7 protein-coding genes are annotated in these 13,028 nt (G+C 64.8%); all 7 read right to left on the bottom strand.

Annotated features, from left to right (window positions below; genetic code table 11):
- Window positions 1-49 precede the first annotated feature (49 nt).
- On the bottom strand, window positions 50-847 hold the full coding sequence (locus JW958_07090; protein MBN1826013.1) for a hypothetical protein: 798 nt from the start codon (window positions 845-847) through the stop codon (window positions 50-52).
- Between the two features lie 120 nt (window positions 848-967).
- Complete coding sequence (locus tag JW958_07085; GenBank protein ID MBN1826012.1) at window positions 968-2,548, bottom strand: T9SS type A sorting domain-containing protein; 1,581 nt, start codon at window positions 2,546-2,548, stop codon at window positions 968-970.
- A 40-nt stretch (window positions 2,549-2,588) separates the two neighbouring features.
- Window positions 2,589-3,599 (bottom strand): PorV/PorQ family protein, encoded by a 1,011-nt coding sequence (locus tag JW958_07080; protein ID MBN1826011.1) that lies wholly within the window; start codon window positions 3,597-3,599, stop codon window positions 2,589-2,591.
- A 14-nt stretch (window positions 3,600-3,613) separates the two neighbouring features.
- The gene (locus tag JW958_07075; GenBank protein MBN1826010.1) at window positions 3,614-6,928 is read right to left on the bottom strand and encodes a hypothetical protein; all 3,315 of its coding nucleotides are present in this window, start codon (window positions 6,926-6,928) and stop codon (window positions 3,614-3,616) included.
- Window positions 6,929-6,933: 5 nt separating this feature from the next.
- The gene (locus JW958_07070) at window positions 6,934-9,597 is read right to left on the bottom strand and encodes a TonB-dependent receptor (GenBank protein ID MBN1826009.1); all 2,664 of its coding nucleotides are present in this window, start codon (window positions 9,595-9,597) and stop codon (window positions 6,934-6,936) included.
- 92 nt (window positions 9,598-9,689) lie between these two features.
- Window positions 9,690-11,585 (bottom strand): T9SS type A sorting domain-containing protein, encoded by a 1,896-nt coding sequence (locus tag JW958_07065; GenBank protein ID MBN1826008.1) that lies wholly within the window; start codon window positions 11,583-11,585, stop codon window positions 9,690-9,692.
- A 113-nt stretch (window positions 11,586-11,698) separates the two neighbouring features.
- Window positions 11,699-12,766 carry a LacI family DNA-binding transcriptional regulator gene (locus JW958_07060; protein MBN1826007.1) on the bottom strand — a complete coding sequence of 356 codons (1,068 nt, stop codon included), beginning with the start codon at window positions 12,764-12,766 and terminating at the stop codon, window positions 11,699-11,701.
- Window positions 12,767-13,028: the final 262 nt, after the last annotated feature.

Here is a 13,028-nt window from a genome sequence, read left to right as displayed (position 1 = left end):
CCGCCCCCGCCGAAGCGGAGGCGGCTCGGTGCCGTCTGAGATAGAGAATCTACCGGAAGAGGGTCTTCACGTCACCCCAGCTGGTCGCCTCGGTCGCGGTCGGACCGCCGAGGTCCTCGAACTCGAAGCTGCACCAGGTCGTCAGCACCTGGCCCACGGCGCCGCCGAGGAGTTCCTGCACGTACCCACCGACGCGGGCGTTGTCCAGCATTCCCCAGGTGCCGTAAGGCTCCGCCGGGTTCCCCTCGTCGAACGCGATGGGGCCGCTGGTGTAGTCCACGCTGTTGTAGGTGAGGTTGTAGGTGATGGTCGCCGGATTCGTAACCGAGAGACCGTTGGGAAGGTAGATCACCTCGAGGATGATCGCGTCACCCTTCACGTAGCTGATGCCGTGGTTCACCGTGAAGGAATAGAAGGGGAGGCGGCCGCCGAAGCAGGCGATCTCGCCGTCCGTGGTCCGGACGTTGAAACGCCCGTCCGTGTTCTGGGCCCACCAGGGAGCGACCATCAGGCCCGCCTCGGCGTTCCCCGTTCCGCTGATCACCAGCTCCGCTTTCAGACGGAAGCCGTCGCCGTTGTTGAACACGGCGCCCGCGACTCCGTCATCGGAGAGGTGCCAGTTGTGCAGATCGGCGTACCCGGACGTGCAGGTCCAATCGTCGTTGATGCAGACCTGCGACGGGTAGTTGTTCACGGTGGAGACCGTGTGCGTGAGGCAGTCTTCCCAGATGTTCAGATGGAACACGACCGAGTTGACGGCCGGCGTCGCCGCCGCCTGGGTCGCCGCGAAAGCCACCGCGACGACGACCAGAAGCGCCGTCCAAGCTCCGTTACCCTTACGTTTCATTGTCGTTCTCCTTTTCTCGGTTTCAGGTTTCTCTCTCCGTCATCCTACCGGCCGGTCCACTCACCTCCTCGCCTCCGGACCGGTTCGCACATAGGTCGTCTCTCTCGCTTCGTTTGTCTCTTACCTCAGAAGCACGCACCTCTTTATGAAAGTCTCCGTCTCCGTTTGGAGGCGGTAGTAATACACGCCGCTCGGAAGCCCGGCGCCGTTCCACTCGATCTGGTGGAAGCCGGCGCTCCTCTCTCCGTCGAAGAGGCGGGCGACCTCGCGCCCGGCCACGTTGTAGACCGTCAGCCTCGCCGAACCCCTCTCCGGCATGCGGAACCAGATGGTGGTCTCCCCCCGGAAGGGATTGGGCCGGTTCCCGGCGAGGAGCGCCGTCGGCGACTCCTCCTCCGCCGGCCCGTCCACGGCGACGAAACAGCCGGTGAATCCCGCCGCTTCCAGACCGGCCCGGATGTCGTCGTTCTGCGTGAACCGGCTCCAGACCGAACCGTTCAGGTAGTTCTCGATCATCAGAAGGATGGGGCCCTCGGAGATGCCGATCACATCCGGCCCCCACCAGGCGTAGTTGAGGTTAAAACCGTCCCGGAACCCGTACTCCATCCAGAGCTGGGAACCGTACGCATTGTACATGTTGCGGGTGGCCGCCATGACCACCTCCGGCGCGAAGGGGAGTGAACTGACCGTCGCCGAGGGGGTGATCGTCCCGTCGTCGTTCTGACCGGGGGGCGCCCCGCGGGCCGTGTAGCCGAAGGGACCGTCCCCCGCGGTGATTCCCCAGAGGCTGTCGCTGTAGCCGATGTGGTTGCCGGGATTGTCGATGCAGTACGCCCTCTGGGCGAGCGTGGCGCGCCGGGAGTTCTCGAAATAATCGATCCCCTTCGACTGCATGTAGGCGTCCTGGATGCAGCGGAAATCGATCCAGCAGTGCGAATACTGGTGGCCGAAGAGGGGCGGGAACTCCACGTAGGTGTAGCCGTAGTTGGTCCGCCAGTCGTAGCCGCTCGTCCAGGCGGTCCAGGAGTAGGCGGGCACCGGATGCGTGGGCGATCCGAGGGCGATGATGTAGAGGATCATCGCCTCGTTGTAGCCGATCCAGTCGCCGTATCCGGAGAATCCGGTGTCCGGCTTCCAGCCCATCCGGATCCCCCAGCCGGAGTGGATCCAATCCCACTCCGCCCGTGTGGTGATCGAGTCGGCCAGAGAGCGAACCTCCACGTCGAGGGAATCGGTCCCGTCGAAATATTCCTTCGCGTCGAAAATGCCCGCGAAGAGAAGAGCCGTGTCGATGGTGGAGAGCTCGCAGTCCCAGGTTCTCTCCGCGGTGTCCATGGTCAGGAAGTGATAGAAGAGCCCCTTGTAGCCCGCGAAGCCGCTCGAACCGCTCCCCTGGGGCGCGTTCCAGAAGGTCCGCAGTGCCGCCAGGATCCTCTCCCTCCCCTGCTCGCGTGTGATCCAACCGTGTTCGATGCCGATGCAGATCGCCGTGAGGCCGAACCCGGTGGAAGCGATGCTGCAGGGGGACCAGGATGCGCTCCGGTCCCGGATCAATCCCGTGGTCGGATTCGCCTCATTCCAGAAAAAATCGAAAGCGGTCCTCTGGAGCGAGTCCAGAAGCGCCTCATCGGTGATCTGCGCGTCCGCCGCGGCCACCGTCAGGAGGAGGAGCGCTCCGACCATCCACTTCATTCGTTTCATCGTTGTTTCCTACCTTCCGGGACCGCCTTCGCGGCGTCCGTCAGAAGCGCACCACGAAAGTGACGCGATGCGTGTCCTCCAGTCTTCCATGGTCCGCCCAGGCGTAATCCAGATCGAACCCGTAGGTCTCCATCACCTGCCGGAAGCCGAGCCCGAAGGTCCAACCGACCTCGGCGTCCTGCTGGAAAAGGTCTTGATACCCGCCACGCGCCGAAAACGCCTCTTTCCAGATCCATTCCGCGCCCATGCTGACGCTCTCCGTGTTGTCGCTGGGGTGGAAGGCGTCGATCGCCGTGAGTAACCGATGCTCCTCCCCGGTCCGGACCGGCCAGAGAAGGCCGACGCGGAACAGAACGGGGAGGGCGTACTCCTCCGTGTGCTGCTCCGCGGGAAGGGAGCTGTTGTCGCCGTAGATGTCGGTATCGGCGTCATACTGAATGCGGAGATCCCTCCCGCCGAACCCGGCCTTCGTTCCATAGTTCACGAGGCTCGACCCGATGCGGAGCCCGCCCTCGGTGATCCGGTAGAGAGTGCCCACATTCAACGTAACCGTGCGGAGGGAACTGTGCCAGATCCGCTGGTCCACATAGTTGATCTGCACTCCCGCGTCGAAGCGGTCGGTAATCCGCCGCCCGTAACCGAGACCGAACGCCAGATCCGCCGCGTCGAAACGCTCCCCCGTTCCGAGCGGTTGCTCGACCGTCCGCACGTCCATCTCTCCCGAGTTCAGAGACGTCACCGCCGCGAAGAACGTCCCGAGCGACCGCACCGGAATCGCCAGCGCGGCGTAGTCGTAGGAAATGTCCGCGAGCCAGGTGCTGTGCGTGAACATCAGCTCCCGGCGATCGAGGGCGCCGACGGCGGCGGGGTTGTAATAGGCGCCCTGGATCCCCTCCGCCGCGGACACCCCCGCGTTCCCCATGGCGGCGAAGCGCGCGCTCGGCTCGATGAGCAGGAACTGCCCGATCGCCGTCCCGGTCTTGCTCTGGGCGAAGACGCACCCCGGCGACGCCAGGATCAGGAGCGCGATGACGATCGTAAAGAAGCGCATTTTTCTTCCGCCGCTCATTTGATGATCGCGAACTTGCCGACGTGCGTGCCGACCCGGCCCGCGTCGACGTGATAGATGTACAGCCCGGGCGCGACGTCGAGGTTGTCCTTGGTGCGCAGATCCCAGGCCACGGCGCCGTCGTCCGATCCGTCGTGGTGGAGCGTCCGCACCAGCTCCCCCGTCACCGTGTAGATCCGGATCGTGCTGCCCCGGGGGAGGCCGCGGAACTCGATCCGCCGCTCGCCCCGCCCGGAGGTGGCGTACCTCTCCGCTTCGAAGGAGGCGGATCCCACGTACGGATTGGGCACCACGTAAGGGGCGAGCTCCGCCCCCTCTTCCTTCCCCTCGTCGATCCGCTCGCCGCTTGTCCGGAAGGCCAAGACGTCGTCCGCGCCGTAGGGACGCGTCAGGAACACCTCGTACACGTCCCCTCCGGCGGGCGGAATCATCTCTCCGCGTTCCCCCTGGCCGACCGTGTCGAGCTGGACGCGCCAGGTCACCATCGGCACTCCGGGAAGTCCGTCGGAATAGGTGACCACGTCGACGTACTCCGACGGATCGCTCAGGGTGCCGTCCCCGTCCACGTCGCGGAATCGGAAATCGAGATTTCCGTCCCCCTCTTCGGCGCGCGCGACCACGCGGAACTTGGCCGGCTTCGCCGGAAGGGGGAAGATCGCCAGCGACGTGTCCACCACGTCGTCCGAGAAGGTGACGGTGAGGTCGTCCGGGAAGCCGGGCCGCCTCAGGTTGATCGGGAGCACCTCCAAATAGGAGATCTTCAGGCGCGTGTTCGTCGGGCCGCCGGGGACGAACCCGGAGGCGGCGCTGTCCACGAAAACGGTGGCCGGCGTGCGGACCACTGGAAGCATGCCGTCCCCCACCGGTCCGGTTCCCTCGCCGTTCAAGTCCATGCCGCGGGAGAAGACGGTCCGGCCTTCGGTGCTGTCGACCAGCGAATAGGAAATGGCCCGCAGGCTGTCCTCCGAGGGGGTCTTGAATCGAATCTCGAAAACGTGTTCGTCCGGGACGAGGTTGGAGTTCACCACCAGGATCTCCGCCTCGCCCGAGCCGCGCCCCTCCCGGTGCGCCACCGTGTCCGTCTCGGCCCGCACGTACCCGGTGACCTTCGGCTCCGGCCGGACCGCCACCACGTTCTGCGGCAGGATCTCGCCCCCTCGGGGGGTCCGGGAGACGTTGATCGAGTTTTCGGAGGGATAGAAGCCGAGCGAATCGGATCCGTAATCGTAGGAGGTGACCGCGTAGTAGTACTTCCGCCCGTTGGTCACCGTCGAGTCGGTCCAGGTGTGCGTGATCCCCGTTTCGTCCCCCAGCCAGTAAGCCACCCCTTCCCAGGTCTGGTTCGAATACCCCGCGATCGAGTCGGCCACGTCGAACTGTGCGATCGGCCGGCCGTTGCCGATGGGGCCGGTGCCGGACCCGGTGGTGATCACCCGGGGATCGCGGAACTCCGGATCGGTGGAGCGATAGATCCTGTACCCCTCGAAATCGTTGGTGAAGGTGACCGGGTCGAAACCGTGCTCCGCCTGGTCGTCCCAGGAGAGCCGCACGAAGCCGTCGCCCGTTTCCGCGGTCAGCGTGGGGAGCGGCGGCGGCACGGCGAACTGATAGTTCGCGTCGTAGATCTGCTGGACCGTTTTCACCGTGTTGCGCAGTTCGCCCAGATTGGCGCCATAGGCGAGGGCGAGGCTGAACCGCTCCGTCTGGCCGGCGCGGAGGATGAAGGGTCCGGAGGCGAAGAGGAATCCGATGTTGTAGTTCGCGGCGAGCGCCGAGTCGAAGCGGTCCGCCGCGTTCGGATCGGTGAACTGATCGTAGAGGCGCTCGGGCCAGCGCGCGTCGTTCATGTAGAAGAGGATGCCGTCCACCTCCGGGTTCGGATTCCCCTGCCCGGCGCGGATCCGGTTCATCTTGAACCCGGTGAGACCGATCATGTCCGATTCGTTCAGATCCGTCTCGTCGAAGTAGGGCTCTCCGGCGGTCGGCATGCCGTCCCCTTCGCCGGTGTCCTCCGTCTCGGGAACGCCGTCGGCGCCGACGTCGTGCAACTCCGGGTTCCAGTCCATGTCCTCGTCGCCGGTCCACCACTCGCCGATTTTGTAAGCCGGCCGCTCCGTGAGGAGGCCGTAGGTCTCCTCGAACTTGTCCATGTCGTAGTAGAGGGAGGTCCACGCGCGGATGGCGTCCCTGCCGACGATCTTCTCGCCGGGGCCGCCGTCCCGCCTTTCGTTCAGGATGCCGTCTTCGTCGTTGTCGATCCCGTCCAGCGGAGCGCCGGGGGTCTCCAGATAGGCGTAGCCGAGATAGCCGGTGTCGCCGCATTTGCCGGAGAGGTCCACGCCGTGTCCGTATTTGTCCCAGGTGTAAACCAAATTGAGACCCGACGACTTGTCGAAGTAGGCGTTGTCGTCGTCGGACTCATAGATCCCGTCGCAGGAAAGAGCCGAGCCGCCGACGCCCGAATCCATATAGAGACCGAAAATGATGTTGTCGTTGTAGTCGGTGGTCCCCTCGTTGGTGATGTCGTAGTGCCAGAAGATGACGTTGCTCGCCTGGGGGTTGGACCACTGGAAACCGCGCACCTCGATCCGGAGCCCGAGCCCGTGACGGGTCGAGTCGCGGCTGTCCGGGTAGAAGTCCCAGGCGTCGTAGAAGTCATCGTCCATGACGGTGTAGCTTTCCTGGTCCGCCGCCGCCCTCTTTCCGAAGTAACCGTTCCAATCCCCCGACCAGCCCGGATCGTCCGGATCGTCCATGCGGTCCGGCCACTGGTACGGCCAGGTGCGCGGATCATGGCTCACCGCCGGGGAGCGGGCGAGGTTCAGAGTCGGATCCGCCTGGAAATAGCCGGGCCTGGGTTCAAAACGCATGACCCGGTTGTAGTAGGGGGAGATCCCCTGCCTCTCCCGGAACCCGGTCTCCATGATGTAGGCGTCCAGCCCGTTCCTCTGGGTGATCTTGGCGAGCACGAAGGGGGTGATGCCGTCGCAGTAATTCATGCCGCTCCCCTTCGGAACCTCGGCGGAGTGGAACACGGAAAGGTCCACGTTCCCCGGGTCGGGCGGATAGTCCCCCACCATCCCGAAGTTGTAGAAGATCGTGCGGAGGTCGGCCGCGTCGTGGTGCCCCGCGCGCTCGGCGTCGACTCGGCCGCGCTCGTCCGCGGAGACCAACGGCTGGAGTTCGCCCGCCGGCTTCGATACGCACAGGAGCGACAGCGCCGCCGCGGCGCCGAGAAGGCGGAGCCGCTTCGCCCGCCGGCCGGCTCCCTTTTCCCTCGTCTTCTTGGAATGGAAGAGGCCCGTCCGCACTTCGCCTACCCTCCCATGCCGAATTTCAAGCCCAGCTCGATCCGGCGCGCCTCGTAGAAGCGCGTGGGATCGGACAGGGATACCGCGTTGGCGACGGGGAACCGCGAATAGTAGGGGCTCCCCGTGTCGGGAAAAATGAAACCGTTGAAGAACCTCTCGTCGAGCAGATTGAAGACGCGGCAGAAGACGCTCATCTTCCCGCGGGCGGTCCGGACCGCCTTTTCCGCGCGCAGATCGATCAGCGCCGACGCCGGCTTCCGGCCCGAGTTCGCCTCGAGGCCGTAGCCGAAGCCGGACTCCAACACCGGCGTGTAGGGCTGGCCGCTCGCCGCGCGCAGGATGGCGCTCACCGTGAAGTTCTCCGGCCGGGAGAGGCTCACCGTCATGTTGAAGGTGTGTCTCTGGTCCCAGTCGAAGGGGATCTGCCGGGGGCGCGGGTCCTCCCCCGCCTCGGCGCGGGTCGCCGTCTCCCGGGGATCGCTCGAGTTCCCCCGAGCCATCTGCCAGGTGTAATCCATCGAGGCGCTCAGCATGCCGACGCGCCGCCGGTCCAGCGCCAGCGTGAAGCCGACGACGCTCCCGAAATCGATGTTGGTCAGGCGGGCGTACTCGGCGGCGTTATAGGTGGAGACGAATTCGACGCCGATCAGATCGCGGATGTCCTTGTAGAAGAGGGTCAGGTCCATGCCGAGATCCGGCGTGATCGCCTGTTTGTATCCGAACTCGTACTGGATCGTCTTCTCCGGCCCGATGTCCGGGTTCCCCATGACGCCGTAATCGATGCCGCCCGCCTGCAGATCCTTGAGAATTCGATAGTCCGCGTTGTCGAAGATCCTGCCGATGGGCGGGAACTGAACGAAATGACCGTAGGCGAAATGAAGCGCCGCCCGGTCCGTGATCGGATAGGCCACGCCCAACCGGGGGGAGAGAAAGGCCTTCCGGCTCGTATCCCGCGGGTGCGACTCGGGGGCGCCGCTGATGGAGTTCGCCGGATTGGCCGGATCGCCGGGGACGGTGGAGCGGGCGTCGAAGTAATCGAACCGCAGCCCCGCGCGCAGGGTAACGTCGTTCCACTCCACCTGGTCCTGCGCGAAGGCGGCGCCGATCACCGGCTCGTACTCGCTCACCTGCGGAAAGTCCGGCGAATCTTCCACGTGCCGCACCAGGGCTTCCACGCCGTCCACGGTGGTGTACACCAGATGGCCGGGCGTTCCGAAACGAATCGCCGGCAACTGGATCTCGCCGCCCACCTTGACCATATGTTCCTGCGTCGCCTGGCCGACCAGGGAGGTCTTCAGCAGAAACGTCTCGGTTCTCTGCTCGAAGCGGGTGAAATCCACGCCCTGGATGAAAGCGCCCGGCTCGTAGTTGTCGTCCGAGACCGTCGGTCCGGCCTGGTCGTACCGAACGTCGTACACGTCCTCGTAGACGTAGTCGGAATAATCGAAATAGTTGTGGCGAAGGCTCAGGTTATAGAAGAAAGAGCCGTTCAGGTCGTGATTGACGTCGATGCCGTGGACGAGCGAGAAGGTCCTCTGCGTCGCCAATCCCTCGGGATTGTAGCGGTACGCGAAATCGGCCCGCTTGTTCTCGATGTGGTTGAGGATGGCCTGATAGGAGACGCGGACTTTCCCCAGGGAGGTGTTGGTGATCTTCACCGCGCCGGACCATTCCTTGGAGAATCCGAGGGGAACTTCCGTGCTGTCTCCGTTCGGATAATAGATCTTGTTCTCGAAATCGGAGTCGTCCGTCGGGAGGAAGCGCCGCTCCGCGATGACGAAGCTCTGGTCCGTGTAGCGCTGCGCGTTCAAGAGGAAGACCGTCTCCGGGAGGCCCGTGGGGCCGCTCAGGGTGAACTGCGTGTTCCGCACGGAGGCGGGCTTTGTCGGATCGGCGGTAAAACGGCGATCCTCGCCGCCGGTCATCACGTGGTCGCCGGTGAACGCCTCGATGCTCCAGCGGAATTCCGGAGTCCCCCGCCGAAGGACGGCGTTCACGACGCCGCTCATCGCCTGGCCGTACTCGGCGTCGAAAGTGCCGCTGATCACCTGCACCTCCTGCAGGAGAGAACGGTCCAAGCGGAGGCTGGACTTGTTGTCGTAGGCGTTGTTCACGGTGACGCCGTCGACCTGGAACTGCACCTCGCCGATCCGCCCCCCGCGGAAGTGCCCGTCCACGACCCCCGCCTGCAGATTGACCACGTCCTGCAGTTCCTGCACCGGCAGATCCTCGATCTCGGCGGCGGTCAGCGTGACCATGGAGCTGGTGAGGTTGACCTCCACCACCGGCCGGTCCGCCACGACCTCGATCACCGACATCACGTCCGTCGACGCGGGGATATCCACGTCCAGCCAGACGGTCTGATCCGCGCTGACCACCACGTCCGTCACGATCACGGTCATGTGGCCCATTTTCGAAACCTGGAGACGGTAGACGCCCGCCGGGATCCCGATGAGATTGAAACGGCCCGCGCCGTCGGTGAGGGCGAACTGGGCCGTTTCCATCACCGTGACCGAAGCCCCCGTGATCGGCTTGTCCCGGTAATCGATAACGAAACCGGCGATCTTGCCGGTCGTTCCCGCCCACGCGGCGCAGGGGATCAGGACGGCGAGCAGCACCGCCGCCGCCGCACGAATCGCCCGGGCGCGTGGAAATGTCGCGTCGCCCAACACCGTCTCTCCGTTCTCGCCGAAGGGGATCGGCCCCCTCCCTCCACGGCGGGCGCGGGGCGGACCTCCGCCCCCGCCCGCCGGTGATCCCGTTACCGAATCAGCGTCATCTTTCCGGTCGTCGAACCGTTCCGGGCGCCGGTTCTCCCGTTCACCGAGCGGATCCGGTAGAAATAGACGCCGGCGCTTCCGTCGATGTTCCGGAGGTCGAAGGAGCGCAGGCCCGCCTCCTGATCGCCCAGGTTCTGCTTGCTCACCAGGCGCCCGCGGATGTCGAACACCTCGATGGTGACGTCGCTCCGCTCGGGCAGCATATAGCGGACCGTCGTGCCCCCGCGGAAGGGGTTCGGGAAGTTGCCGAGCACCCCGGGTTTCCTCGGCTGATCCGCCTCCTCCACGCCGACGGTCAAACAGGTCGGATCCAGGTAGGCCCAGACGGGGCAGCAGGTCCCGTTGTACTCGCGGAACCACCAGGTCCGGGTGCCGTAGCTGTCGCTGGTCGGCAGGAAGGAATCGCCGTCCAACAGATTGATGCCGAAGAAGAACGAGCCGTCCCCCCGGCCGGGCGGGTATCCGAACTTGGTCAGATCGATAGCCAGCTCGGCGGTGTAACCGGAGTCGGGCGTAACACCGAACGTGTCGACGGTCGTCCCCCCTTTGAGGGCGAGGGCGAGCCGGGCGCCGCCGAGAGAGTCGATCAGGTAAGGGAGATAATCACCCGGTAGGGCGGACCCGTCCCCGGCGACCTGGAAGGAGAGCCTCTGGCTGAGCAGCGTGGAGTCGGCGCTCAGCTGACCGCGATCGTCGATGCTGATCAACACGCCGTCCCAACGGTCGAACTCGGGGTGGTACTGCACCACCTGGTCCCGCACGTCGAACCCGAAATAGAGCGTGTCCTCACGGAAGAAGAGTTTCACCGTCGCGTCGGCGGGATCCAGAACGGCCGCCAGCCCGCCGTTCACCTCGGGCTGATACTGGCCCGCGCGGTGGGGTCCCACCGCGGGATAGGTTTCGCGGAGGGTGGAGTCGTCCCAGCGGATGTCGAAGGAGGGGACGTTGTCCCAAACCGTCTCGTCGAGCGCGCCGTCGATGATCGGCGGGTCGTAGGCGATCCCGTTCGATATCCGCAGCTCCGGCTCGATCACCGGAACCGGGCCGGAATGGATCGTCACGTCGGGGCGCGCGTGCACGCGGACTTCGCTGTAGAACGCGGTGTTCCCCCACGGTCCTTGCCACCAGACGCGGTTCCCGGACACCTTGGTCGCGTTGATCGGCCAGAACCAATCGGCGTCATAGACGGAGACGTTCCACTCGACGATGTCCCCTTCCGGCTGCGTCACGTCGTAGCCCATCGGGGTGAGGTTGAATCGCATCTCAATGGTGTAGCCCTGATCGATCACCGTGTCGTCGTTGGTGAGGCCGTTCACCACGGTCACGGCGTCCCAGTTGGCGATCTGCGTCGAATCCCGTTCCGTGCAGGGCGGGAAGTTCCCCCACCTGCCGATGAACCCGGGCTCTTTCCCCGGCGCCATGGAATCGGGACAATCCTGGTACCACCAGGAGTAGAAATACTCCGACGGCGGCTTGGGGGCGTACGTATCCGCGTGATCCTTGATCGCCATCAGCAACCCGTCGAAACGGTTGAAGGCCGGACCGCCGCCGATCGAGCTGTCCGGAATGACGGCGCCCAGATAGAGCTGATTGTCCGCCACGAGAAGTTTCAGAGTCGCGTGCGTGGGGTCCTTGGGTAGAACACCGATCTCCAGTTTCCAACCGCTCCCGGGGATACCGGCGTTTTCGCTCCATTGGACCGAAATCGATTCGGCCGACGCCCAGGCGGGTTCGTCCAGCACGCCGTCCAACGTGATGGCCGCTCCGTCGGTGGAGCGCGCCCAGATGGCGTCCTCCCGCGGAGCCTGGCCGAAGACGGTCGTCGACGCGATCAGAAGCGCGCCGATCAGTACGGCCGTTGTACCTCTCCCTCTCATTCCTCCATCCTCCTGCTTTCGCCGGTCCCGCCGGAGCGGAAGACCGATCGATCCTTCCCCGTTCGGCAATACGCGAAAAGAAATGGCCGGGCGTCGTGCCCGGCTCCCCGTCCTCATTCCCGTTCTTCTTCCCTCCCGTGGTTCGTCCATCGGCCCGAACGTTCCGGCGCCGCCGTTCCGTTCGGCGCGCCGCAGGAGCCGCGAACCACGAGAGAGGTCGGCAGGACCTGATACGCGAAAAACCGCTCCTCTTCCCGAGCGTGAATCGAGTCGAACCAAAGCTGCACGGCCCTCTTCCCCAGCTCCACCGCGTCCACCCGCACGGTCGTGAGGGGAGGACTGAGGAAGGCGGCGATGCTCATGTCGTCGAAACCGGTGATCGCCATCTCCTGCGGGACCCGGATCCCCGCGTCGGCGAGCGCGCTCAGCAGTCCGAAGGCCATCCAGTCGTTGGCGGCGAAAACCGCGGTGGGGCGCGGATCGAGCCGGAGAAGATGGGCCGCGCTCTCGTAGCCCGATTCCTGATCGAAATTGCCTTCGATTTCCAAGGCGGGATCGACCTCGATCCCTTCTTCATCCAACGCCCGGCGGTAACCCCTCCGCCTCTCCTCGGCGTCCACGTTCCCTGAAGGGCCGAGCACCATGGCGATGCGCCGGTGGCCCACCCCGATCAAATGGCGGACCATGGCGCGGGCTCCCTCGAAATTCGCGATGGAGATGACGGAGCAGTTTTCCGCGGGCATTCCCGGGTTGAGAAGGACGACGGGAAAGTGCCGTGCGAAATCGACCAGCGATCTCGCGGAGTCGACGTGAGGCGCCATGGCGATCAGCCCGTCGATCCGGCCGCGCATCGCCTGCGCCGCGGAAACCAGTTCCGCTTCGGCGGCGTGGGAGCTGGAGAGGAGGATCTGGTATTTCTCTTCGCGGGCCGCGGTGTCGATCCCGCGGATGATCTCGGAGAAGAATTCACCGTAAAGGTCGGGCAGGACGACACCGAGCGTGCCGGTGCGATTGGTGCTGAGGCTCCGCGCCGCTCCGTTCGGCCAATAATCCAGCCGTTGCGCCACCTCGAGAACGTGGCTGGTGGTGATCTCACTCACCAGTGGGCTGTCATTGAACACACGGGAAACGGTGGCAACCGACACGCCAGCTTCGCGGGCCACGTCCTTGATCGTCGCCATAGAGATGCTCCTCAAGGTCGGGAATCTTATCTCTCGGGCCGGACGAGGCTCGATCTTTGGGATCCCGGCCCACCCGGACTGATCCCACGACTCGATGTAACCGTTTACAAATGATCGCACATCTGACATACTTATGTCAAGCCTTGATGGAAAGTGAATAAAAAGGCACCATGCGCGGGGGTCCGAGAGAGCCCTGCGCGAGGGAAAAGGGGCCCGCCGCCCCCTCCTTCGCACAACTATCTGTAGTTTTAGGAGTTACAGA

The organism is Candidatus Eisenbacteria bacterium (genome assembly GCA_016930695.1).
GTDB lineage: Bacteria > Orphanbacterota > Orphanbacteria > Orphanbacterales > Orphanbacteraceae > JAFGGD01.
This window is presented reverse-complemented; position numbering and strand designations above follow the sequence as displayed.

Coding starts and splice junctions, on each gene's coding strand:
- JW958_07090 (MBN1826013.1), bottom strand. CDS start 847: ATGAAACGTAAGGGTAACGGAGCTTGGACGGCGCTTCTGGTCGTCGTC.
- JW958_07080 (MBN1826011.1), bottom strand. CDS start 3,599: ATGCGCTTCTTTACGATCGTCATCGCGCTCCTGATCCTGGCGTCGCCG.
- JW958_07065 (MBN1826008.1), bottom strand. CDS start 11,585: ATGAGAGGGAGAGGTACAACGGCCGTACTGATCGGCGCGCTTCTGATC.
- JW958_07085 (MBN1826012.1), bottom strand. CDS start 2,548: ATGAAACGAATGAAGTGGATGGTCGGAGCGCTCCTCCTCCTGACGGTG.
- JW958_07060 (MBN1826007.1), bottom strand. CDS start 12,766: ATGGCGACGATCAAGGACGTGGCCCGCGAAGCTGGCGTGTCGGTTGCC.